The sequence below is a fragment of the Pedobacter sp. 22226 genome, assembly GCF_052045455.1.
GTDB lineage: Bacteria > Bacteroidota > Bacteroidia > Sphingobacteriales > Sphingobacteriaceae > Pedobacter > Pedobacter jeongneungensis.
Map to the genome: position 1 here is coordinate 1 of NZ_JBQEPB010000002.1, position 23,881 is coordinate 23,881.

General features: G+C 40.6%; 24 protein-coding genes. 11 read left to right on the top strand and 13 right to left on the bottom strand.

Annotated elements, in window-relative coordinates:
• Window positions 1–297 precede the first annotated feature (297 nt).
• The 3 genes from ACTJKC_RS03400 (at window position 298) to ACTJKC_RS03410 (ending at window position 2,893) form a co-directional block, all read left to right on the top strand.
• A complete protein-coding gene (locus tag ACTJKC_RS03400; RefSeq protein WP_440790307.1) occupies window positions 298–1,368 on the top strand; it encodes a porin in 1,071 nt (356 codons plus the stop codon).
• 141 nt (window positions 1,369–1,509) lie between these two features.
• Window positions 1,510–1,758 carry a hypothetical protein gene (locus tag ACTJKC_RS03405; protein ID WP_440790309.1) on the top strand — a complete coding sequence of 83 codons (249 nt, stop codon included), beginning with the start codon at window positions 1,510–1,512 and terminating at the stop codon, window positions 1,756–1,758.
• A 4-nt stretch (window positions 1,759–1,762) separates the two neighbouring features.
• Window positions 1,763–2,893, top strand: coding sequence for a sensor protein KdpD (locus ACTJKC_RS03410; RefSeq protein ID WP_440790311.1), 1,131 nt, complete (start codon window positions 1,763–1,765; stop codon window positions 2,891–2,893).
• A 309-nt stretch (window positions 2,894–3,202) separates the two neighbouring features.
• Here the strand turns inward: ACTJKC_RS03410 and ACTJKC_RS03415 are convergent, their stop codons facing one another.
• From ACTJKC_RS03415 to ACTJKC_RS03425, 3 genes are all read right to left on the bottom strand, one after another.
• On the bottom strand, window positions 3,203–3,997 hold the full coding sequence (locus tag ACTJKC_RS03415) for an SDR family NAD(P)-dependent oxidoreductase (protein ID WP_440790313.1): 795 nt from the start codon (window positions 3,995–3,997) through the stop codon (window positions 3,203–3,205).
• Between the two features lie 191 nt (window positions 3,998–4,188).
• Window positions 4,189–4,713 (bottom strand): response regulator, encoded by a 525-nt coding sequence (locus ACTJKC_RS03420; protein ID WP_344848060.1) that lies wholly within the window; start codon window positions 4,711–4,713, stop codon window positions 4,189–4,191.
• Between the two features lie 128 nt (window positions 4,714–4,841).
• Entirely contained in the window at window positions 4,842–5,204 is a 363-nt protein-coding gene (locus tag ACTJKC_RS03425) for a hypothetical protein (RefSeq protein WP_344848063.1), read from the bottom strand.
• A 356-nt stretch (window positions 5,205–5,560) separates the two neighbouring features.
• Here ACTJKC_RS03425 and ACTJKC_RS03430 point away from each other — a divergent pair, with 356 nt between their 5' ends.
• Both ACTJKC_RS03430 and ACTJKC_RS03435 read left to right on the top strand, forming a co-directional pair.
• Window positions 5,561–5,722 carry a hypothetical protein gene (locus ACTJKC_RS03430; protein WP_440790316.1) on the top strand — a complete coding sequence of 54 codons (162 nt, stop codon included), beginning with the start codon at window positions 5,561–5,563 and terminating at the stop codon, window positions 5,720–5,722.
• Between the two features lie 14 nt (window positions 5,723–5,736).
• On the top strand, window positions 5,737–6,246 hold the full coding sequence (locus tag ACTJKC_RS03435; RefSeq protein WP_440790318.1) for a DinB family protein: 510 nt from the start codon (window positions 5,737–5,739) through the stop codon (window positions 6,244–6,246).
• Window positions 6,247–6,451: 205 nt separating this feature from the next.
• On the opposite strand, the gene ACTJKC_RS03440 is transcribed toward ACTJKC_RS03435, so the two are convergent.
• The 3 genes from ACTJKC_RS03440 to ACTJKC_RS03450 all read right to left on the bottom strand — a co-directional run bounded on the left by ACTJKC_RS03440 (window position 6,452) and on the right by ACTJKC_RS03450 (window position 10,277).
• Window positions 6,452–7,342 (bottom strand): SDR family oxidoreductase, encoded by an 891-nt coding sequence (locus tag ACTJKC_RS03440; RefSeq protein WP_440790320.1) that lies wholly within the window; start codon window positions 7,340–7,342, stop codon window positions 6,452–6,454.
• 484 nt (window positions 7,343–7,826) lie between these two features.
• Window positions 7,827–9,785 (bottom strand): PAS domain-containing sensor histidine kinase, encoded by a 1,959-nt coding sequence (locus ACTJKC_RS03445; protein ID WP_440790322.1) that lies wholly within the window; start codon window positions 9,783–9,785, stop codon window positions 7,827–7,829.
• A 102-nt stretch (window positions 9,786–9,887) separates the two neighbouring features.
• Window positions 9,888–10,277 (bottom strand): winged helix-turn-helix transcriptional regulator, encoded by a 390-nt coding sequence (locus tag ACTJKC_RS03450; RefSeq protein WP_344848075.1) that lies wholly within the window; start codon window positions 10,275–10,277, stop codon window positions 9,888–9,890.
• Between the two features lie 90 nt (window positions 10,278–10,367).
• Here ACTJKC_RS03450 and ACTJKC_RS03455 point away from each other — a divergent pair, with 90 nt between their 5' ends.
• Window positions 10,368–11,108, top strand: a complete 741-nt coding sequence (locus ACTJKC_RS03455; RefSeq protein ID WP_440790325.1) for an SDR family NAD(P)-dependent oxidoreductase — start codon at window positions 10,368–10,370, stop codon at window positions 11,106–11,108.
• A 312-nt stretch (window positions 11,109–11,420) separates the two neighbouring features.
• On the opposite strand, the gene ACTJKC_RS03460 is transcribed toward ACTJKC_RS03455, so the two are convergent.
• The 6 genes from ACTJKC_RS03460 to ACTJKC_RS03485 form a co-directional block, all read right to left on the bottom strand.
• A complete protein-coding gene (locus tag ACTJKC_RS03460; RefSeq protein WP_440790327.1) occupies window positions 11,421–11,933 on the bottom strand; it encodes an alpha-ketoglutarate-dependent dioxygenase AlkB in 513 nt (170 codons plus the stop codon).
• An 18-nt stretch (window positions 11,934–11,951) separates the two neighbouring features.
• Complete coding sequence (locus ACTJKC_RS03465; RefSeq protein ID WP_440790329.1) at window positions 11,952–12,296, bottom strand: hypothetical protein; 345 nt, start codon at window positions 12,294–12,296, stop codon at window positions 11,952–11,954.
• 203 nt (window positions 12,297–12,499) lie between these two features.
• Window positions 12,500–14,062, bottom strand: a complete 1,563-nt coding sequence (locus tag ACTJKC_RS03470; protein WP_440790331.1) for an FAD-dependent monooxygenase — start codon at window positions 14,060–14,062, stop codon at window positions 12,500–12,502.
• A 355-nt stretch (window positions 14,063–14,417) separates the two neighbouring features.
• On the bottom strand, window positions 14,418–15,257 hold the full coding sequence (locus tag ACTJKC_RS03475) for a helix-turn-helix domain-containing protein (protein ID WP_440790333.1): 840 nt from the start codon (window positions 15,255–15,257) through the stop codon (window positions 14,418–14,420).
• A 10-nt stretch (window positions 15,258–15,267) separates the two neighbouring features.
• Window positions 15,268–15,759: a cupin domain-containing protein gene (locus tag ACTJKC_RS03480; protein ID WP_440790335.1), complete on the bottom strand. Its 492-nt coding sequence runs from the start codon at window positions 15,757–15,759 to the stop codon at window positions 15,268–15,270.
• A 9-nt stretch (window positions 15,760–15,768) separates the two neighbouring features.
• A complete protein-coding gene (locus tag ACTJKC_RS03485) occupies window positions 15,769–16,020 on the bottom strand; it encodes a hypothetical protein (protein ID WP_440790337.1) in 252 nt (83 codons plus the stop codon).
• A gap of 257 nt (window positions 16,021–16,277) precedes the next feature.
• Here ACTJKC_RS03485 and ACTJKC_RS03490 point away from each other — a divergent pair, with 257 nt between their 5' ends.
• The 4 genes from ACTJKC_RS03490 (at window position 16,278) to ACTJKC_RS03505 (ending at window position 19,699) form a co-directional block, all read left to right on the top strand.
• Window positions 16,278–17,153: an alpha/beta fold hydrolase gene (locus ACTJKC_RS03490; protein WP_440790339.1), complete on the top strand. Its 876-nt coding sequence runs from the start codon at window positions 16,278–16,280 to the stop codon at window positions 17,151–17,153.
• Window positions 17,154–17,232: 79 nt separating this feature from the next.
• Window positions 17,233–18,204: an aldo/keto reductase gene (locus tag ACTJKC_RS03495; RefSeq protein WP_440790341.1), complete on the top strand. Its 972-nt coding sequence runs from the start codon at window positions 17,233–17,235 to the stop codon at window positions 18,202–18,204.
• Window positions 18,205–19,038, top strand: coding sequence for a helix-turn-helix domain-containing protein (locus ACTJKC_RS03500; protein ID WP_440790343.1), 834 nt, complete (start codon window positions 18,205–18,207; stop codon window positions 19,036–19,038).
• A gap of 187 nt (window positions 19,039–19,225) precedes the next feature.
• Window positions 19,226–19,699, top strand: a complete 474-nt coding sequence (locus ACTJKC_RS03505) for a DinB family protein (protein WP_440790345.1) — start codon at window positions 19,226–19,228, stop codon at window positions 19,697–19,699.
• Window positions 19,700–20,218: 519 nt separating this feature from the next.
• Here ACTJKC_RS03505 and ACTJKC_RS03510 read toward each other — a convergent pair.
• Window positions 20,219–22,372, bottom strand: coding sequence for a DEAD/DEAH box helicase (locus ACTJKC_RS03510; protein ID WP_440790347.1), 2,154 nt, complete (start codon window positions 22,370–22,372; stop codon window positions 20,219–20,221).
• A gap of 124 nt (window positions 22,373–22,496) precedes the next feature.
• Between ACTJKC_RS03510 and ACTJKC_RS03515 the strand changes: the two genes are divergently transcribed.
• A complete protein-coding gene (locus ACTJKC_RS03515; protein ID WP_440790349.1) occupies window positions 22,497–23,834 on the top strand; it encodes a putative sensor domain DACNV-containing protein in 1,338 nt (445 codons plus the stop codon).
• Window positions 23,835–23,881 lie beyond the last annotated feature (47 nt).

The window sequence follows — 23,881 nt, forward strand, 5'->3', positions numbered from 1 at the left end:
AAAGAGGAGAAATGTATGTCGAGAATTATAGGAGAGCGTCATAAAAGATAAGAAAAACTCTTTATTTGGAGTTTTTCTTAAAATAAATTTGCAATTGTGGTAAACCTAGAATACGACCGTAGTGGAGAGATCTGAGGAGTAGATTTCATAGATCATTGCGTTCCAGTCGGGATGACGACCGCGGTGGAGCATTAACAAAAAACAATTTCCCAAAATAATAACAACTGCAATGCTTTAAGGCCTGGTACCAACAAGTCTGGGCCTTAGGCTTTGCCTAATACAAAACAATCAGATAAAATGAAAAAACTATTATTACTTGCCGCTACACTTACAACCGGATTATTAGCTAAAGCGCAGGATGAACCAAAAATTAAAGTAAGCGGATACCTTGAAGCTTATTACGGATACGATTTTAATAAACCTGCCGATCATAACCGCCCTGGTTTTATTTATTCGCATAACCGCGCAAATGAGGTAAACCTGAACCATGGTTTTATCAAGGCTGCTTACGATAGTGGAATGATCAGGGCCAACTTAGCGGTAATGGCCGGAACTTATGCCAACGCCAATCTCGCTGCCGAACCTGGTGTGTTGAAAAACATCTTTGAGGCCAATGCAGGGGTGAAATTATCTAAAACAGAAAACCTGTGGATTGATGCCGGTATATTTTCTTCGCACATTGGTTTCGAAAGTGCAGTTTCAAAAGATTGCTGGGTGCTTACAAGAAATATCTCTTCAGAAAATACCCCTTATTACGAATCAGGAGCAAAAATTACTTATGGTACCAAAGATGGCAAATTTACAGCTACCGCCCTGTACCTGAATGGGTGGCAACGCATTACCCGTCAGGATGGGAATGATAAACCTGCCGGCGGACTACAATTCACCTGGAAACCTACCGATAAAATCACTGTAAATTATAGCAATTATCTGGGTACAGAAGGTGCTGATTCGGTTAGGGTAAATAGGTTTTACCACAATGTTTATGGTATTTTTCAGCTTACCGATAAGTTTGGCGTAACGCTTGGTTTTGATTACGGAACCCAGCAAAAACAAAAAGGCAGCAGTGATAAAAACGAAGTCATTTCTCCTGTAGCCATTGCCCAATACAAATTTGCACCAAAATGGGCTGTTGCCGGACGATTTGAATATTATGAGGACAAAAACGGAATTTTTATCGCCACCGGAACGCCACAGGGTTTCAAAACCAAAGGTTATTCGTTAAACGTCGATTACTCGCCGATAAGCAATGCGGTAATCAGGCTGGAAGGAAAAGCTTATGATAGTAAAGACAAAATATTTGCCCGCGAAGACGCTGCGGTTAATGCCAATGCAAGTTTAACAGCAAGTATTGCGGTGTCGTTTTAATATCCGGTTCGTCATTTCGACCGAAGTGAAGAAATCTATGAAGTATTTGTTTCATAGATCTCTCCCTGCCCGAAGCAGGCGGGCATTTCACTTTGCTTCAGTCGAGATGAAGAACATTGAAAAAATAAATAAAATAAAACAATGCATCCCTACATAGAAATCTTATTCAGCTTCTTTTTAGCATTTCTCGGCATGTTAATGATGAGAAAATTAAGCTCGTTAAAAAGAAAACGGACAACTGCCGACAAGAAAAGTTATGCCACAGAAAAATACTTTACACTGCTTTTTAATAAGATTTCCTTTAGATTTATGATGGTATTGTTTATGCTGGTGGTGATTATTGCAATTACTATATTGATCGAAAACGGAATCATGAGCGTTAGCTGGTAATATCATGGAAGAAGAACAAAAAGAAGAATCGGTAAGGCACTTTTTGGATCTGGTAAAGAAATCCAGGCGCGGAAAACTGAAAATCTACATCGGTATGAGTGCAGGTGTGGGCAAAACCTATCGGATGCTCCAGGAATCGCATGCATTGTTGCGCAATGGGGTAGAGGTTTGCATTGGTTATGTTGAAACCCATAAAAGGGTAGAAACAGAGGCGCTTGTTGCGGGTTTGCCGTTAATCCCCAGGAGGAAAATTTTTTACCGTGGTAAGGAAATTGAAGAAATGGACCTCAAAGCAATTCTGAACCGCCATCCCGAAATTGTAATTGTTGATGAACTTGCCCATACCAATGCCGAAGGTAGCAAAAACAGTAAACGCTGGCAGGATGTTTTCGATCTGCTCGAAGCCGGTATCAGCGTAATTTCGGCGGTAAATATTCAGCATTTAGAAAGTATAAACGAAGAAATTGAACAGATTACAGGTGTTGCAGTTACCGAACGAATCCCTGATAAAATTCTTGAACTTGCAGATGAAATTGTAAACATCGATCTTACTGCCGATGAACTGGTTACCCGGTTAAAGGAAGGTAAAATTTACGATCAGTCGAAAATCGAAAGGGCGTTGGGCAACTTTTTCCAGTCGGATAAAATCCTTCAGCTGCGAGAGCTGGCCCTAAAAGAAGTGGTACACCAGGTGGAGCGGAAAATCCAGACCGAAATCCCAAAATCGATTAAACTCCGTCCCGAACGTTTTTTAGCCTGTATCTCGTCCAATGCTGAAACCGCTGGTGTAGTAATCCGAAAAACGGCAAGGCTGGCTTCCTATTACCGGTCGCCTTGGATGGTGCTTTATGTGCAGAGTGATAGTGAAAGCATGGAACGCATTAAACTGGATAAACAACGGCACCTGATCAATCATTTTAAACTGGCTACCGAACTGGGTGCCGAAGTAATTAAAATAAAAAGCAACGCCATTACCAAAACCATAATTGATATTGCTTCCGAAAAGGAAATTACTACGATATGTATCGGTAAACCCCATCTTAATATTTTTCAGGTGATTTTGCGTACTGCCGTTTTTAACGGACTGTTGAAAAACCTGGCCATGAAGGATATTGATCTGGTGATACTATCTTAGACAGTTATGAATGGTACTGTAGCTGAAGGTATGGCGATTATTTTTTAGCCACGGATGCCCTGAAAACACGGAAAATAATTCGAACAATTATCATTCCCATTGGTCAGTTATTTGTGATACAGGTATAGTCGGATCGTCATTTCGACCGCAGTGGAGAAATCTTTAAACTATGTTAAAAGATTTCTCCATTTCGCTGTGCTCCAGTCGAAATGACGACCAGACTATTATAATAGTTTGTCATCCTGAGCCTGTTGAAGGATTTGAGCAATAACATAAAGATTCTTCACTCCGTTCAGAATGACAATACCTTTATAGTATCGACCGTACCAATCCTCCCTCTACCCTGATGGCTGCGCCATTGGTTCCGGAAGCTAAAGGGCTTGCATAAAACGTTACCGCATTTGCAATCTCACTTACATCTAAAAAGCGCTGTAATAATGAGGTAGGGCGCATATGTTTAAAGAAATCGGTTTCTACCTCTCCTACTGTGATATTTCCTTTTTTAGCTAAATCTTCAATAAAAGTACCCACACCTTTAGATTTGGTAGGACCGGGCAAAATTGAATTAACGGTTACTTCAGTTCCCTTGCTTAGTTCGGCCAGGCCACGGCTAATCGCCAGTTGTGCTGTTTTAGTCATGCCATAGTGAATCATTTCGTCGGGAATAAATACAGCAGATTCGCTCGAAATAAAAATAATCCGGCCCCAGTTTTTCTTTAACATTTTCGGGAACAATTCGCGTGATAACCGGATGCCGCTCATTACGTTTACTTCAAAAAATCTGAACCAGTCTTCATCACTGATTTCTTCAAAAGCTTTTGGCTCAAAAATACCGGCATTATTAACCAGGATGTCTATTTCAGGGAGTTGTGCAATGAGCTTGCTTACTTCTTCAGCCTTTGAGAAATCAGCGGCTATGCCCGAAACGGCTCCGCTTCCTGCAATACCTTCCAAAGCTTTCAGGGCCTCATTTACACTGCTTTGCGATCGGCCGTTGATAATTACTTTAACACCTTCTTTTAACAAACTTTCGGCAATTGCGAATCCAATCCCTGCGGTAGAGCCGCTTATAAATGCTGTTTTATGCTTTAATTGTAAATCCATTTTTTGTTTTTAATAATATTGATTAAACACACGTTGCCCTGTGGGATATACAAACTGAACAATTTTCAGAGGAAAAAGTGTCATAATAAAATGCTAAAATTTATTATGACTGAAGCAGAATTAAGCTATAGATTAGCTGGTTAGCACAATGCCAAGAACTTTAACTGGGTATGAAATGATCAAGTGTGTAATTAGTTACTTTTACTTAACTGATTATCGACTTTTTTAAGCAGGTCGAAAATGTCAAAAGGTTTTGCAATAAAATCTTCTGCTTTACAGTCGCGCCGCATTTCATTTAGTCCTGCATGGGCACTCATCATCATAATTGGTATGCGTTTGGTGGCTTCGTTGCTTTTCAGGTCATCGCAAACGGTTAAACCATTGCCGTCCGGAAGCCTCACGTCAAGTAAATATAAATCCTGCGATCCTTTATCTTCAAAGGCCATAAAGTCCTTCACGTTGGAGAAACCATATACTTCATATTGTTCATCGGTCAATATCATTTCGATAATCTCACGTATTCCCTCATCATCCTCCAATAAACATATTTTTTTTCCCATAGTACAAAATTCCTTACCCATTAAGTGATTAGCAATAAATTTTAACACCAAAAGCGCGATAAAGTTTTGTATTGTTGATGATTTACTAAATAAATTAAAATTTACAGCTAAATTCTCCTGAATCTGTTTTCTGATGAGTGATAAAGATTGTGGCACTATGCCCAGTTAAGAGGTCGCATCGGTGAACGAAACCCGGTGCGCAATATCGGCTTGTCGGTTCATTCAATGATAAGTCGCCATTTCAGTCCAGCAATTCCGGTAGAAATGACGATTTATCATTAATGTTATCTGATCTGTTGTTTCGCCGCTTTAAGCTGGGTAGCCAAAAGTACGCCTCCAAGTGCTGCCGTTAAAAACACGCCTTCAAAAATCCACAGGCGCTTTTTCTTTTTCAAGCCTTTGTAAAAGGAGTGTGCCGCAATAACACCAAGGCCAATAAATTCCATATTTCTTTGCGTCCGTTTAGAAGGATCTTTACTTTTAATTAAAGCAATGCGCAGTAACTGATCAATTAAACTGAGGTTTTTAGAAACGCCTTTTCTAATCTGTTTTTTGGTTGCAGAAGCACCTAGTTTTTTGGCAGCGGTTTGTAGTCCGGTAGTGGTAATTTCGTTAATTAATTGTGTTTTTGTTTCCCTTTTTTCCATACTTATTTTTCATTGGTATCTATTATTTCAACTCAACTTAAGGGATATAGTTTTAACTAATGTAAGAAAATATTTAATTATCCACCACCTGTTATCCTGTTCTGGATATTGTTATTGCCATTTTTTAGCTCTTTTATACTGAAAGGATTACCAAAACGGTAAGAAAATGAGTGGGCGCCGGCCTTCTGACTATGGGACTATTTGTAACCGCAAAAAACGTGAAGGAAAATTGCAGAGAGTACGGAGCAGGGTGCATGGCAATAATAGATGGATTTTGCTTATGCTACTTATCACCGGACCCCGGTCTTCCGACTTTCGGACTATTTAATTATCTTTGATTACCAATCTTTAATACTATGTTATTATTTACAGTTCCGTTATATTCCATTGCCTTTTTCGGCTGGATCATTTATGCCGCCTTTGTAAAGAAAAACCTTAAGCAGAATATGCCCATGGTTTATTTTGGCGGTATATTTAGCCTGATCTGGATTGTGATTGTAACGATCTCTTATATTTAAGACCGGTAGCTAATATGTCGCAAAAACCAGAAGTTTGGCAAAGAGGGGCGTTGCCCGGTATCGACCCGTTATTACAACCGGTTGCGCATGCACTTTTGCAGGCGAGGGAAGAAATTAATGAGTACATGGATGGATTTCCGTCAGCATTACTTTGGGAACGCCCTGCAGGGATGGCATCTACAGGTTTTCATCTTCAGCATTTAAGTGGCGTGCTCGACAGGGTATTTACTTATGCCAGGGCCGAAGGATTATCCGAATTTCAGTTTTCGCAACTGGCAGAAGAGGGTTCCGATAGTGCTGAAGGATATACCGTAGCCGATCTGGTAGGCCGTTTTAATCACCAGGTTGATCTTGCTTTACAACAATTAAAAAATACAGATATAAACACCTTGCCTGATTTTAGGGGAGTTGGCCGTGCTAAACTTCCTTCAACAGTTATTGGCCTGCTCTTCCACGCAGCAGAACATACCATGCGCCATGTTGGGCAACTAATGGTTACTGCTGCGGTAGTGAAAAGTAGCTGATTTTTTAAACCACAGATTTACACAGATTAAAACAGATTTAGTTTCATCTATTTCCCGCGGTTTTTAATTACAGCGCTTATTAAAGTAAAGGCGCAGAGGGTAAAGAGCAGGGTGCAGGTAAAAATTAATACCATTTATCTTATCACCTTATCTTCTGACCTCTGACACCCGACTTTCGGACTTATTCCATTATCCCTTTTACGTCCTAACTAAAATAATGTCCCTTTTCCATATCTGGAATTAAACCTGCCTGAGTTGGCTGCCAGTTTAGACTTTTGCGGGTAATCTTGTTCGATGCGGGGCAATCCATGCTTGCAAAGCCGCTAAGCCATCCAAAATGTTCTGCTGCTTCTGTTGCAGGTACGGATACTACCGGGATATCGAGCTGTTTACCAATGGTTTCAGCGATGGTTTTAAAGGTAATCGCTTCTTCGGCTACACCATGATACCTGGCACGGGGCGTCGCATTTTCTAAAGCCAACCTGTAAAGTACGGCTGCATCTAAACGGTGTACCGCTGTCCAGCAGTTAAGGCCTTCGCCAATGTAAGCCGAAACCCCTTTTTCGCGGGCAATGTTAATCAGCATGGGTACAAAGCCGTAATCTCCTTCACCATGAACTGATGGCGATAAACGTACCACTGCCGAACGTACACCAAGCGCAGCAACAGCGTCGGCCGTTTGTTCTGATACACGTGGGTGTACGGAAGCTCCTGCAGCGGGAATAATCGCCTCAGTTGCTAATTTTCCCGGACTTACCAGCGCCGTGCCCGATGTTACAATAAAAGGACGGTCGGAGCCAGCCAACTCAGCCCCAATCGCTTCAATGGCAAGTTTATCTACCCCGCACATTTCTTTATAACGGGTAAAATCGTGAATAAAACCTGTATGGATTACGCCATCAGCTGCTGCTGCACCACTGCGCAGGCTATCTAAATCGGTAAGGTCGCCGCGATGTACCTCTGCACCAGCCGCAATTAATGCATCGGCCGAGGCATCTGAGCGGGCCAAACCTAAAACCTGATGGCCGTGGTTAATTAATTCTTTAACGATTGCAGAACCGACAAAACCTGTGGCTCCTGTTACAAATACACGCATGATTAAATTTTTATTTAAACAGTTATTTAATTTTTTGATGAAACAAATATCGGGGGCTTGTGGCAGAGAGATTTAGCCAAATCAGTTGATGTTGTAGCCAAAAACCGTAAACAGAATGGCTTTACGCTTGATGTTTTTTTTGAGGAAATCAAAAACAGAAGCTTTTAGGATAAAGTAGTCCCGCTCCCGCTTCTGCTCCGATGTAAAATCGGGGCATCCCGCTTTGATCGCCTGCCTGCTGAAGGCAGGGGTTTAGGTGGCAAGGTATTGTGGAAATATTTAGGGTTGCAAAATGCAGAAGGAAACTATTATAGACATTATGCCTTTAAACCCTCAATAGCAGTAGAAACTCAGGTGTTTAAACCTGATTGCAGCGGTAGCTCCCGGTTTTTTTCTAACCGGGACTACAAGCAAAAAGCAGGACGAACATTAAAATTAACTACCGTTTCTGCTTTCCAAATCAAAAGAAACATGGTTTATTTTGTTACCCTGCCGGAATAGAAAAAATAAACGTAGAACCCTGATTGGGGCTGCTATCTACCTTGATTGTGCCATGGTGCCTTTTTACAATTTCGGCACTAAGATACAGGCCTATGCCAAAGCCCGAGATGGTTTTGGTATTTTTGTTATCGGCCCTGAAAAAGCGTTCAAAAAGTCTTTGGGTATCTTCCTTTTTTATGCCTATCCCTTCATCTTTGATCTTTACAGTTGCCATGTTGCCTTCTTTTTCACAACTGATTTCAATTTTGCTGCCAGATGGCGAATATTTAATGGCATTGCCAATCAGGTTGGTAATTACCGAGCCCAGTTTATCCCTGTCTGCCTTAACTTCGAAAGCGGGGCAGGGATGGTGGATAATCTGATGGGTGGCCATTAACATTTCAAAATCTGCGATCATTTCGTCAATAAGACCGGAAAGGAAAAATCGGCTCATCTCGAGCGAAATTTTACCTGATTCTAAACGCGAAACATCCAGAAAACCGTTAATGAGTGTAGACATTTTCCTGATCTGGCTTTCTACCTTGGTAATAATTGTTTTGGCCACACCAACATCATGTATTTTAAGCGGTAACAGTTGCATGTAAGCTTTAAGAGAGGTTAGTGGCGTTTTAAGCTCGTGGCTCACCATGCCAATAAAATCATTTTTCCTCAGTTCATCATGTTTCTGTTCCGTAATATCCAATACCGAACCAATAAAACGGGTTGGTTTGGCTTCGGCATCAAAATAGGCCTTTCCCTGTGCTTTTACCCACCTAACCTGCCCGTCTTCTGCACCTACCGTGCGGTATTCGATGTCATAATCGCCATTGGTTTTCTCTTTGTTGTACACATCTTTGATGTAATTACTTACGCGCTCGCGATCGTCGGGATGAAGACCTGGCAAGAAATCGTTTTCGTAAGAAACGGTATTGTGGTGGCTAATGCCAAAAAGTACCCGGCAGCGCTCATCCCATTCTAAGGTGCCAAGCTTGAGGTCCATATCAAATGTACCCATCTTTGCCGTCATTTTAGAGAGCCGTGCCTGTTCGAGGGCCAGTGCTAAACGGTGGTTACTATCCTTTGCTTCAGATAATGCAGTATGTTCTCCGGTAATATCCTGTAAAGTGCCGCTAAAGCGGGTTACCTGTTTGTTTTCGTTAAAAAGGGCTTTTCCTTTGGCCCTTACCAGCCTCACCTGATCGTTATTCGGGTTTATGATGTGGTATTCGATCGAGTAATATCCTCCGGATTCGTAATCCATGGCTTTTTCAATGGCATCGAGCACCCGCTGGCGGTCTTCTTCTGCAATAACATCAGTAGCTTTAGAAAGGTCGATTTCGGAATCAGCAGTTAATCCAAACCACGATTTAAGCCTGTCGTTACCAATAAACTTTTGTGTTAGCGGATTGAGGTCCCAGGTGCCCAGTTCTGCCGCTTCGATGGCGAAATCAAGTTCTGCCTTGGCCTCGCTGATGCTGTTAATGGCCTTAACCTGTGTGGTTGTTTCTTTGCAGATTACCAGAACACCTTCGGCAATTCCTTTACTGCTTTTAACAGGACTATAAGAAAAATCGAAGTAGCACTGCTCAATGTAACCGTTGCGGTTTAGGGGAACCATAAAGTTGGGAAAGCCATAAGTTTCGCCCGTTCTTACTTTTTTAAACATGGGGCCAATAGTATCCCATATTTCGGCATAAGTATCTTTAGCGCTTCCACCTAAGGCCTGCGGATGTTTATTTGTGCCGTTTATCGGTCTGAAAGCATCGTTGTAGAGCTGTATATATTCTGTTCCCCAGCAAATCAGGATAGGGAAATGTGTGCTAAGCATCATACTCACCATCGACTTTAATGCAGCATCCCATTGTTCAGGATCTCCTATGGGACTGTCTGCCCAGTTGTATGCCCTGATCAGGCTGCCCATTTCTCCTCCGCCCTGCAAAAAGTCTGTTTGATCTCTGTTCATAAGTATAATTAAGCCATCAAAGTCCCGGTATTTATTTGCAGGCTAATGTTAAAGGTAGTAAAATGCAATGCTTTATCTGAGTCCGGTTATTAATTAACCAAACTAATCTATAGTTGTTTCAGCCAGTTCATTCTGATTTTTATTAATGTGGTTGCGATACATGTTTCCCCAATCAGACATGGTGTTGAGCATGGTTTTCATGGTGCGGCCCAAATCGGTTAACTGATATTCTACCCTCGGCGGTACTTCGGGAAAAACCATGCGCGTAATAATCTGATCTTTTTCCAACTCTCTTAATTGTGCCACCAGCATGCGTTCGGATATGCCTTCAATATCCTTTTTAAGTTCGCCATAGCGCATGGTGCCGTAAGACAGGCGGCACAATATGGCTGGCTTCCATCTTCCGCCAATTACCGCAAGTGATGAAGACATGCCGCAGGTGTCGATCATCTTTTTTTCGTTCAATGCATTGGTTGAGGTTTCTTTTCTCATTTCTAACTTTTTTGTTAGTACCTAACAATTTGTTGCTTACTCCCAAATGTACAGTATCTGTTTTAATTTAGCAGAAAATTTAGAAATCATATGAAAAAATTAACAGATAAAATAGTCCTGGTAACCGGTGGAAGCAGGGGCATAGGTGCCGCAATTGTGAAAAAACTTGCCGCCGAAGGTGCAAAAGTTATATTTACTTACGCCAGCTCACCAGAAAAGGCGCAGGCCGTTGTAGCCGATATTGAAGCAGCGGGTGGTACAGCCCTTGCTTTACAAGCCAACAGTGCAGTACCTGCCGAAGTTACTGCTGTGGTAGCCAAAACCATTGCTGATTTTGGTCGCATTGACATCTTGATCAATAACGCAGGGATTTACATCGGAAAGGCTTTTGAAGAACACACGCTCGAAGATTATAACAACATTATGGCCATTAACGTTCAGGCGGTTTTTGTTGCGGCTTTAGCTGCGGTAAAAGGAATGCCTGAAGGGGGGAGGATTATTACCATTGGCAGTAATATGGGCGATAATGCGCTTGGACCTGAAACTACACTTTACACCATGAGTAAATCGGCATTGCAGGGTTTTACCCGTGGTTTAGCCCGTGATTTGGGTGCACGTAAAATTACAGTAAACCTGGTTCAGCCCGGACCAACCAATACGGATATGAACCCGGCAGATGCACCTTTGGCCGATTTTTTAAGAACGCGTATGGCTTTGCCGGAATACGGTACGGTAGAAGATATTGCAGCTTTTGTAAACTTTATTGCAGGTGATGAAGCTAAATACATTACCGGTTCGTTTTTAACCATTGATGGCGGGTTGAACGCTTAGCAGTTATCACTTCCACGAAAGGTCGTTATTACAAGGAGGAACGATGAAGCAATGATTTAAAACTGATAATTTATTTACCATATGAGGCATTTAAGGGGCATAGCTTACATGTTCTTATATTTCTTACATGGTTACATAGAATGCGCTGCTGCAAAAAGACTGCTTTAACAACTTAGATGCTCTTTAGGTGATTAAGTTGGTTAATTAAAAAGCATAATTTTTGACCACCTTAGACATCTTAGCTCACCTGATTTTTACATAATACGCAATTAAAAAGTTAATACTAGGATAATGCAGTGCAAGTTTGTTTACTTATTTGATTTGTCTGAAAGTTAAACTAATCCTGCCGTTTTCAGTATCTGATTTTGGTATAGCATGCTGCCAAAGGGCTTGAATTTCCTGTGTCATATAAACCAAACTACCTGTGGCTAATTCATAACTTATAAACTGCTCTGGATTTTCAATATTTCTAAATTTTAGAGTTCTTGTTTCTCCAATCGATACAATCGCAACACCTGTACCATCTGCTAAAATATCAGTTTGATCTGAATGATAACCCATTTTCGATTTTCCATCTAGATAGTAATTAATTAAACAGTTGTTTGGCTCAAAACCAATTGTACTTTTTAGTTCTTTATTGATGGCAGCAAGTTCCGGTAAAAAATCCTGATAGGGATAGTCGATCTGAGAATAATTATAAGCCTTCCCGAAACTTGCGGTTTTGCGTGCAGTCATTCTACTGTCCCAGTTTACAGTTGAAGTTAAAAGTTCGAATAATTCATCTGGATTGTGAATAAAGCTTTCAATATAAGTGATGCCATTCATTGTAGGGTATTTTATAGTTTAAGTATGGGGGGAGGGTTTGGAGAGTGATAAAAATTTATTTTTCGTTTTTTTATCCCAGATTATGGTCACATTCTCTAAATTTTGATTGGTCATTTCTTGCGTCCTAATTAGGGTTTTTACACCTTGGATCATTATCATTGATGCTTTTCCTGTTTCAATGAAGTACTTGATGTCAATTCCGTTTTTTAACTGAATAATCCCAGATGTAAATGATTTAACATCTTTGAAGTGACCAAAAGATAGGTGTGTTGCAGCTTCCGTATGTCCTAAATTAAATTCTCCATTTTCATTCGTAATCAGTTTCCTAGTGGTTAGTATGCTAAAATTATGTTCATCTATCACAGTTGAACAGATAATCAACTAGGCTTCATCAACTTCAATTAAAATGTTAGGGTACAATTCATAAAAGGCAACGTTCGTATCATGGAATTTGCTCCACTTAAAATCATAAGGCTGTATTGTATTTGTCTTTATGGCACCAATGCAGATACTGTATTTTGAGTTGTCAGATTTCGTCATTACTCAAATATCGAAAAAAATAGTTTTTAATGCACTTTGATATCCAAAATAAACCATTTCTCTATTGCTTCTGCAAGCCCAGGATAATTTACACCATCATCAGCAACCCATGCAACAATCCCGTCAGGGCGAATTAATAATGCATTCAAACCTAAACGGTCTGTTACATTTCCGGCAACGTACTTTAACAAATCATACTGAGCGGTAAGCTTTTTCATTTTTTCGTTATTCCCAAAATCAAGAAGTATTCCTTTGCCATCGTGCATCAAATCGCCAATGGTGCTGCCGTTTTCAAATTCGAAATTAGGTGTGCTATAACCAACTAAAGCATGCTGATCGCCCAGATCGTAATGTGTAGAAATGCCCCAAACCCTTTCTGCCATGTAAGTGGCGCCATCGCGGGTATTCATTAAATCGCTTACAATGGCATGTAATGCTTTGGCTTGTGGAGTAGGTTTCATAATTTCTACCTGTGCCCGCGACCAGTCGAGCACTTTTTCGCCAATTGGGTGCCTTTCGGTATCATAACTATCCAGTAAACTTTCAGGAGCAATATTTTTAATGGTTGCGGCAAGTTTCCAGCCCAGGTTCATGGCATCGCCCAGGCCCAGGTTTAAGCCTTGTCCGCCCAAAGGCGCATGGATGTGTGCCGCATCGCCTGCTAGAAATACACGTCCTTTGCGGTAAGTGGTAGCCTGCCTCGCACGGTCGGTCCAGGTGGTAGCGGTATGCAGGGCAGTAAGGGTTACATCAGTTCCTGAAACACGACGCAGCACCTCTTGTAGATGTTCGGGCGTAATGGGCTGTTCTGAACCATGAAAAGCACCACCATCAAAATCCTGTATGGCCATATAACCAGGCTGCGACTGCAAATACATGCCCCTTTCAGTTACATTACGGCCCGGGCGGAGTTTTTCGGGATCTAAAATATCTACTTTAGCAGTGTAGCCGGTAAATTCGGGCTCTGTTCCGGCGAATTCGAAACCACCGGTTTTGCGCACCACGCTACGCGCACCATCGCAGCCCACAAGCCATTTGCCGGTAAAAGATTGATCACCAGCGCGAACGATCACTCCATCAGCATTTTGATCGAAGTGGGTAATGGCAAGCCCGCGCTTGATGATAACACTCAGGGCATCGGCCCGGCGCGAAAGTATCGTTTCCAGCTCAGCCATTTCAGAAATCAGGCTGGTTTCGGTAGAGCCGGGTAATCGATATTTCCACTGTGAGGTATCGATATTGCCTTGAAGAAACGGAATACCTGCAAAATGACCAGCCTGCCTTTGGGCACCCTGTTTATGGTTTTGATGTTGATGTGGATTTTTAAGCTGTTTGTGTATTTCGAGTTGCCCGAACAAACCACGACGGTAAAGTGCTTCGATAGTAGGAGCTGAGAGTCCACGTATGCCGAAAGGTAACTGTTTTAAGGGAGAATGCGGATCAGTTGCCTTTTCGAGAATAAGCACTGAACATTTGGCTAAGGCCAGTTCGCAGGCAAGTAATAAACCCACAGGCCCAGCGCCGGAGATGATGACATCGTAACCGGAATTATTATGTGCGGAATTTCCGCTGTTAATTGTTGTATCCATAATTGAAATGATTATAGCACAAAATTCAGCAATGAAACCAAATCAGGCTTGTATAAACACGACAATCGTATAAGAGTTCAATAATCCTCGCTTTAGCCATCACGTTTCCAGATATCCATCCAGGTGTTTACTACAGCGTCTGGCATCACTCCTTTTGCGGTAAACATTTGGAAATTTTCTGCTTCGAACGTTCTGCCGGTCAATCCATCAGGAAGTTTTGATTGTTGATTGGTGGTGCAGGTAGAAATATCAATAATTTTGAAAGCCTTTGTTATAAAACAGATGTTGATTTTAGAGATGTATCAAGAATCAGAATTAATAAGGAATAGCATGATCTTTTACGAAACAAGTCTTTTTATTTTGCATTTTTTTTGGCAAAAGCAAGTACATCATTGGCGGCGGCTTGTTTGCCTTTTTTAGCGTTGCGGGCAAATGCTGCGGGGCTGGTGCCACTGTATCGTTTAAATTCCCTGCTCAGGTGCGGCTGATCAGTATAACCCATTTCATGAGCTAACCCGGTCAGGTTAACATCAGGCTCAGTCCATAAGCGGTTACGTACCTGTTCAAATCGCATCAGGCCCGATACATCTTTAACGGTATAACCAGATGATTGTTTAAAGTTTCTTTCCAGGGTACGCAACGTGGCATGGGCCGCTTCGGCAACCTGGCTTACCGTAAGATTGCCTTTTGCTTTCTGCATCGCCATGCCTGCTTTATGCAACATGCTATCGGCAGCAACCCCTAAACGTGCATCAAGGAAATATTGTTTTACCTCTGCAACCGCTTCTTCTATCCGGCCGGCGCTCAACAACCTGCTTAAACCATTTTGAAGTTGCGCCATCGGATGTTCAAAAACCTGTACGCCAGCTCTATCAGGGGGCAAACCGAGTAAATCAAAAACTGTCCATGGGAAACACCTGATCCCGATGATTTCCAAATCGCCCCTGGTATAAAAATGAACCGGCTGGTTGAGCAGCCCCATCATAAAGGGAGATGGTAAAGCCTGCAGGTTTTCGCCCTGTTCCACGGAAATATTCCCGAAATAAAAGATAATCTCTGCGTAACCATCGGGAATCACCTCGTAACCGGATAACCCTTCGCCTGATGTTCTTTTATTATACCAAAAACACTTTATGGTATCCCGAAGGGCTTCGGGCGCTTCGTATTCCTGGTGTAACATATTAAATGGCGGCATGATAGGAGGATTATCCCAAAAAATCAGGAGGATATGTTTTTTGATTATATTTCAGGTCCATCTCTTTTAAAAATGCCTTTCGTTGCTCCGTTAACCCGGGCACTGCAGGCATTGCGCCTGGAAGAACCGGCGAGCCTATTTCCTGAAAAAGCTTTTCGAGGCCTGCCGGCACTACCGTACAGAGTAATCGTGCATTTTTTTCGGAAGTATTCTTAAAACAATGGATCGCTCCACCCAGAGGGATATTTACAAAGCCATCTTTAGCCACGGTTTGTTTACCCGCTTCTGTTTTAAATTCAACTTCTCCTTCCAGTACATGGAACATTTCCTGTGTATCAGGATGGGCATGTGGTGGTGGACCACCTCCGGGCGGAACCGTCATTTCGATAACGGCATAATTACCATTGGTCTGCTCGCCAGAGATAATGATCCGATAATTACCGCCGGCTATACCTAGTAACTCCCCTTCGTTTTTGTTGATGATTGTAATATTGGATTCCATAGTATTATTTTATCTCAAATTCCTTTCCTTTAAAAGATTTTCCAATTCCTGGTTATTGTACTTTGAGTTATTAATCAGCTTGTAGGCAAAAAATAAAGGAATAAGTGTTAAAAATCCGAAACTGCTTTTCATCACACTATAAAATATAATTCCAATCAGAAATCCTATCAGTGCAGCGTTCATAATCTTTGCTGATTTCATTTTTTTAGCTTCCTGCAGTAATTCTTCATCTGTTAATTGCGCTAATTCTTTTTGGGTCATTTGTCCGGGTTTAAAAATAATGGTTTCTCGAAATTCAAATATATGCAATAACCAGATTTACTAAAAACCGAAATGGTGTTTATTGATTTGAACAGGCTGATCTCATTTTCAGAGCGTCAAGGCAAACTCCTCCAGTTTTTTAAGGCACATCCACAATGTCGCAATTCGCCGCTAAAGTTGTCGTTTTTACGCCGTCTTAAAACCTGAAATGAACGCCATATTTGTATCGTCAATAAATCAAAAAACTAAATCGCCTTATGAAAAATTTATTCAAAACAGGAAATTTCCTTAAATCAATACTGGTTATTATAATCATGGTGTTTGCAGCCGCTCAATCAAAAGGGCAACAGGTTAAACCTGCCGGGAGTGGTTACGCACCTGTTAAGGGGACTAAAATTTATTACGAAGTATATGGTGAAGGTAAACCGCTTGTATTACTGCATGGTGCTTTTATGACCATTGAAACCAACTGGGGGCAATTAATCCCCGAACTAGCCAAAACAAGAAAAGTAATTGCCATTGAACTGCAGGGACACGGACACTCACCGTATTCTGACCGGAAATTAGAACTGACCACCCTGGCAAGTGATGTAGAAGCGGTAATGAATCATTTAAAAATAGACAGTGCTGATGTTGCCGGCTATAGCATGGGTGGCTCAGTAGCTTATCAACTGATTGTACAAAGCCCAAAGCGGGTAAAAAAATTAGTGATTATTTCTTCTACCTATAAAACCAGTGGCTGGATGCCTGCCGTAAGCGATGCGTTTAAAGGAATGAAACCTGAATTTTTAGAGAACACGCCAATGAAAACAGCTTACAATGCAATAGCGCCCGACAAAACAAAATGGACCCCTTTTTTAACAAAGATGATTAATTTTATTAAGGTACCGTTCGACATGGGGGATGCCAGTATTGCGAAAATTACTTCTCCGGTATTGCTCATTGCCGGCGACAACGATGGCCTGGATAAAACAGAGCTGATTAAAACTTACCAGTTACTGGGCGGTGCTGTATTTGCCGATATGGGTGCGATGCCAAAATCGCAACTGGCCATTGTGCCTGCGCAAGGCCATGTAAGCCTGATGATGCAAACCAAAACCATATTAGGTTATCTGGAAGGCTTTTTGAAGTAGAGCAATTTTGAGCCGTACAGACAAAATATTTGAGCCGTAGAAGAAAGTGATGAGTGTTTGGATTGCTGATCTTTGAATTATGAAAAACATCACAAAAATTCAGCTGGGCCAAAATGGTCCGCTCGTATCTAAACTTGGTTTAGGCTGTATGCGCATGTCGTCTGTTTGGGGCGGTCCTACACCCGATGAAACGGAAAGCATTGCTACCATTAACGAAGCTTTAGATAGCGGCATTAATTTTTTAAATACAGGCGACTTCTACGGCGCTGGTCATAACGAAATGCTTATTGGCAAAGCCATTAAGGGCAGGAGGGATGATGCCTTTATCAGTGTAAAGTTTGGTGCCATCTTCCATAACGGTCAATGGCTGGGACTGGATCTTCGGCCCATTGCCATCAAAAATTTCATCAATTATTCGCTCACCCGTTTAGGAATCGAAATCATCGACCTTTGCCAACCCTGCCGCATGGATGGAAGCGTACCGGTAGAAGACATCATCGGAACCGTTGCCGACCTGATTAAAGAAGGTAAAGTGCGCCACATTGGTGTTTCTGAAATTACGGCCGATCAGCTTCGTCAGGCCAATAGCATTCACCCCATCAGTGCACTGGAGATTGGTTATTCTCTGGCCGACCGTCAGATAGAAACTGATCTTTTACCAGTTACAAAAGAATTGGGCATTGCCGTGGTAGCGTTTGCCAATACTGCTGAAGGCTTATTAACCGGCGAAATGAAAGCTCCGCTTGCCGAAAATGATTATCATAGCCATTTCTCCCGCTTTCAGGGCGAAAATCTCGTTCACAACCTCGAAAAAGTAGAAGTATTGAAGCAGTTGGCCCACAATAAAGGCTGTACACCAACACAAGTGGCCATTGCCTGGGTAAAGGAACAAGGCGATCAAATTATGCCTTTGGTGAGCATGAGCCGCAGGTCGCGTTTGCCTGAAAATATGAAAGCACTCGATATTGTATTTACGCCCGAAGAAATAAACACTTTAAATACTACTTTTGCAATAGGTGCTATACATGGTGGCACTTATTTACAACGCTAAATGATCAGTCCTGCAGAAATCCTTCCCGGCGTAATCTTTTATTCTTACCTCTCTGCCGAGCGGAAAGAAAAAGTGTGTTTCTGGAACCACCATACCCTGGTGCTGCAGGTTTCGGGACAGCTGGTGCTGGAAACCTCCGGACAAAACATTTCGATGTCCGGTGGACAAGTACTCTTAATCGGCAAAAACCAGCTGGGTACGCTCACCAAAACCCCACTGCAGGGAGGAAACTATGAAACCATCGTAATATCCCTGCAAGAAGACCTTTTGCGCAAGATTGTGCTGGAAGAAAAACTCGAAGCGGACCAGAAATATATTGGTCCGCCGAATATTTTGATACCGTCAAATGAATTTTTGCAGGGCTATTTTCAGTCGATTATTCCATATGCCCGGAGTTCGGGCGCCAGCATGACAGACGAGATGGGCATTTTAAAAGTGAAAGAAGGGATTAAATTGCTGTTGCTGGCTATGCCGGCACTGCGTAACTTTCTGTTCGACTTTTCAGAGCCTTATAAAATCGACCTGGAAAAGTTTATGCTGAGCAATTTTCACTTCAATGTGCCTGTCGAAAAATTTGCGCAGCTAACCGGCCGAAGCCTGGCAGGTTTTAAACGCGATTTCCTGAAAACGTTCGGTGCGCCACCCCGTCATTGGCTGCAGGATAAACGGCTGAATGAGGCAAAGCACCTTATCGAAACCAAACATCAAAAACCTTCTTCCATTTACCTCGATTTGGGCTTCGAAAGCTTGTCGCATTTCTCGCATTCCTTTAAGAAAAAGTTTGGCATGGCACCTACCACGGTGAATAATGGTGTTTCTTCAAAGCCCCAATAAGGTTAAGTTTCAATAGAAGCTCTTATCTTTCGAAACGGAAATGATGTATTGAAAAATCTGATTGTTTAAGTATGCGGTGATGTTGGCTACTTATGCATTTAAATGATAAATTTTGAACTTTAATGTGAAAAAGTTATTTTAGAGAACATGACGCATCCTTCTGTTCCTGAGGACTTAAACCAAATAAATGAATAATGTACATTTCGAATGTGAAATTTTAAGGGCCAGCAGAAACAGGCTATTGCAATTAGTTGAAACCAGTAGTAACGAAATATTATTTAAAATTCCAGCAGGTTTTAACAATAATATCATCTGGCAAATAGGTCATTGTATCACTTCTCAACAGCGGCATGTGTACATGCGTAGTGGATTACCGATGTATATCTCTAAAGCATTCATGGAATCCTTCAAAATCGGATCGTCTCCACGTTCCTGGGAAATTCATCCGGATGTGAATGAGCTGAAACATTTACTGATTGATACCGTGAACAGACTTGAATCAGATCTGGAATCCGGAATATTTGTAAATTATGAGCCCTTTGAGTTACCCATCGGGTTTAAAGTGAAAAATCATATCGAGGCGCTACAAGCCGCTAACTATCACGAAGCGGAACATAGCGGCAAGATTTTTACTTATTTGAAGCTGTTAGGGAAAGCATGAAGTAACCTCACTGGCGCAAGTCATCGTAAATAGAACGATAGGATGGATAACTTTTACGATTCAGTATTTGACTCATTAAATTTTCTCGAAAAATTAAGATGTTGGTTTAACAAGGGCACTAAACTTACGTATGGATAAAAACACATTTTCATAGGCGGCACGCGTGCGCAAGCAAGGGAAACCGTAATTATACCAGAAAACTCTGGTTTAGATTTGTAGTAATGTAAATTACTTAATATAAATACTTTTATGGAAAAAATTACAGCAATTAAACCTGGACCTAAGCGTAATAAGCCAGACGGTACTCCGGACAAAAGACACAGGGTAACGCCTGAGACAAAACCTAAGCACCCGGATCTAAAACCGCATAAACATAGGCCTGGAGATTCAAAGTAATTATTTAGGAGATAGATCGGGCAATTTAGCTAGGTTGCCAGATCTATCTGTTTATTTTTTAAAGGTGTTTTGTAAGAGCTTATAGAATTTTTACACTCGGCATGCGTGCGCTAGCAAGAGAGCCTACAAGTTTAATTTTTTGCGAATAGCAATTTTTTGATCTTCTGTCAGATCATCCATTGCGTCGGACTCAACGGCCAGTAAATCACTTAGCGCCTGCGACCCCCGTTTCCTTTCCATTAGTCGTCTTGCATTTTCTTCTTGGCTAAGCATACGGCTTATTTTGTCAGAATCTGGGAAGCAAAATTGAAAACGTGGAACATCCTTTAGTATTAAATTGATTTCGTTAATTGCACGCTGCATTTTAGCACCAATTCCGGAAATTCGACACCAGCCCTTAGATCTACTTATTGATGTAAAAGCAGTATTTCTTGCTGATACAAAATCCACAAAGTTATAGAGATAATCGAAGGCCATTACATATACAATAAAGGCTTCATTCCCTTTAGCTTTATAGACAGTTGAAAGGGTAACATACCCTTTCTCTCCAAATTTGTCTTTTTCTACATTTACCCCTGGTATTATGCTAGCAATGCCCCTTTGTTGGAGAGCCTCACTTAGAGGGCTAAAAAAGGATAGCATATTTTTGGTGTCCAACGAAATCACCATTATTTGGTTATGTTCTACTTTCTCGTTTTTTATATCATTTGATATAGATTCTGCAATCCAATTAATTTCCTCCTTCCTTTGATTGAAAACTTTACACTCTATAGATTTTTTTTCTCCCGAATATAGTTCTGCAGCGAGGCTAACGCTATTTGCTTTTGGCCTTTCAATAATAATCTTTTCTCCTGCATGGGTAAAATCTCCACTAATCACTTCATAGCCAATCCCCGCCCAGATTTCTCTTTTATCAATAACCTGCATGTATCCATCTTTATTGTATAATCCCAAACCAATTGCATGCGCAGTCATAAGTACCTCGAGTGGATTACGATACGATTTGTTTAGGACAAAATCCATCTCTATTCCATTTTCATAGGTCCCTTCGCTAAAATCAACAATATTCGTTCCATCAGGCTTATGCCCAAAAAGGTCTCCAGTATCCGAAATTGCTATTTTACTCAAAGATTGTAATTCGTCGTATGCAAAGATAATGCGCTTAGGGTATTTCGTTAAGCGATAAATTAATTGGTAAAATGATGGTGAAAAATCTTGAGCTTCATCCATTAACACGAAATCATATTCCTCTGCCATTGGAAACCGTAGGGCATCTAAACAAACGTCATTCAAATTGCAACTAGAGCTAAAAGCTTTTGGTTCAACAGCATTGTTTATACAAGCTCGATAATATACACCTTGTTTTGATTTTCCTCCCCAAGAATGCATTATTAAAAGATTATCCCAATTAGGATCAGTTTCTTCGTTCTCACGGTAAAATTTAGTTATAAGATTTTTAATCTGATTATAGAGGCTCTGAGTATTAAAAGTGTAAAGAATTTTAGCTTCTGGATACATGCTGTGGAGAAAAGCAGCTTTCATGGTTAGTATTATAGTTTTTCCCGTTCCAGCCATACCCCTTATGCGTTGGGGACCGTCTGGAATTTGAATTGCTGCAGCATGCTGAGTTTTATCTAAGTAGGCAATTTTCGTATCAATTAATTTAATGGATTCGCCAATATTGCTTGCTGTCACGCCTTTATTAATTTTTGTAAAATCATTCAGACGACCAGCATTCTGAGTGACTGAGATGAAGCATTCGATTATATCATTATCATAGAAGTTTGATTTATCCTCCCAATAGCTCTCATAGCTTCCTTCCATTTCATCTGAAAACTTACAGTTACTAATAATGTCATATTCATTGAATTTTTTCGAGAACTCGCTTCTTTTAATTAATGGAAACACAACATAATAGTTCACCACCACCTTGCCTCTGAGCATTCTATATTTATCATATTTTGCTTTTAGACTTGTAACATAATCTTCAAGTTTCAGAATTGGAGAATCGACTTGCTGTCCTTTCATCATCCACTGATCTTCAGTGATGTCAGTAATGTCGTTAAGCATAACGTGGCTATAAAATTCGAGAATACATAATCCATATTCTAAATCCGCTATTACAATATCGGGTATATTTGTCGTTTGCCCACCTGCTATAGGATACTTATAATAACAGCACCCCTTCCTAGAAAAAGCAATTTTTTTAAAATTATCAAATAGCAATTTGGCGCCTTCGTTATTCTTTATTTCTGAGGATGTTACAATAAATTCCATATATATTAAAATGTTAATCTACAACATTCTTTCCAAAGTAAGTTATATTGAAATTAAATTCATAATCATATCAAGTTTTAAGTAATTTGCAATTAAATCTTTAAATAATTCTTAGCTCTTAATAATGATCGAAAATATCTCAAGGCCTAATGATTTAGGTAATTATGTTTTTGACGCGCTACCGATGTCTTTTGGGAGACATGTTCGTCCATCCGCTGAAGTTTTAAATTCTTTTTTTGAAGTTTTATTTTACGCTAGTTTAGATACTGAAGAAGGAGATTTGATTAAGGTCACAACTACATTATTTAACCCAATTGCGGTCCAGCCTAATAAATTGAAGAGTGACAGATGGAGATTTGTAAAATTTGATAATAAGATAGCATTTAACATTGCAAACTTGGTTAAGTTATCGAAAGCGGCAGATCCTTGGAGCAGTACACTTGCGGTTTATTTTGATTTACAAGGAAATTTATGGATTCATGGACTAATTGATCAAGCTTTGCATGTTCAAAGTTTTTTAAATTATGAGTCGGAAGATAAACCGACTCAACCAGGCTTATTTCAAGCATCTATAATTGATATAGGATCCATTTCAGTTCTCAGAGATTACAAGTTAATTGCCTCTTTAAACAAAGATATTTTGGTGACTAAGTACATTGATGTACTTAAGTCTGGGATAATTTATAGCTTATTAAGAGAAGACGCCAAATTGATTCGCGACCAAGCTTTACAAAATCTTACTAATAGGTTTTTAGGTACCAATTTGGAGGATTGGGAAGAATTTTTTGATAACATTTGGCAAAATACAATCTCAAGATTATTAATTCAAATTAAAAATTACCACCATGGAGGCGCTTTGTTAATTAGCGATAGAGAAACTAATCTTGAGATAAAATATGCGATATCATATAAGCGAATTGGGAGTTCTATTAAGAATCTGGTGCAGCAAAACTTAAAGGAAGAAAATCTACTTAGCCAAATTAATAATAGTGATCTTAGTTTAGACATGGAGCTATTCATAAACTATCAGAATTGTTTAAGGGCTAAGGATAATGCTAAAAATGATCTTAAAGCAAGTATTCGATTTGTCTCATCGCATAGCTGTGTTGACGGTTTAATACTGTTAGATGGACAATTAAACACAAAAGGTTTTGGAGTGATAGTGAGGGGATTATCCCCGCCCGATTCAATATATGTATCGTCAAGCACAACAGGTAAACCGTATATAGAAAAGAATCCTAAGCATTTTGGCACCCGTCATCAATCAATGTTTGCTTATTGCTTTAATAACCCTGGAAGCATAGGCTTTATTGTATCGCAGGATGGCGATATACGTGCAACAACGAGAGTTGGTGATAAGCTTATCGTCTGGGAGAATATTAAAACACAACAGTTTATTCGGACTACACCATTGAAAGACGCATACATTAAAGCAAAAGCAAAGTCAATGGAGAACATTTGAAGTTGATTAGAATAACGAGTTGTTTAACCAAATGAAATGTTAGATTA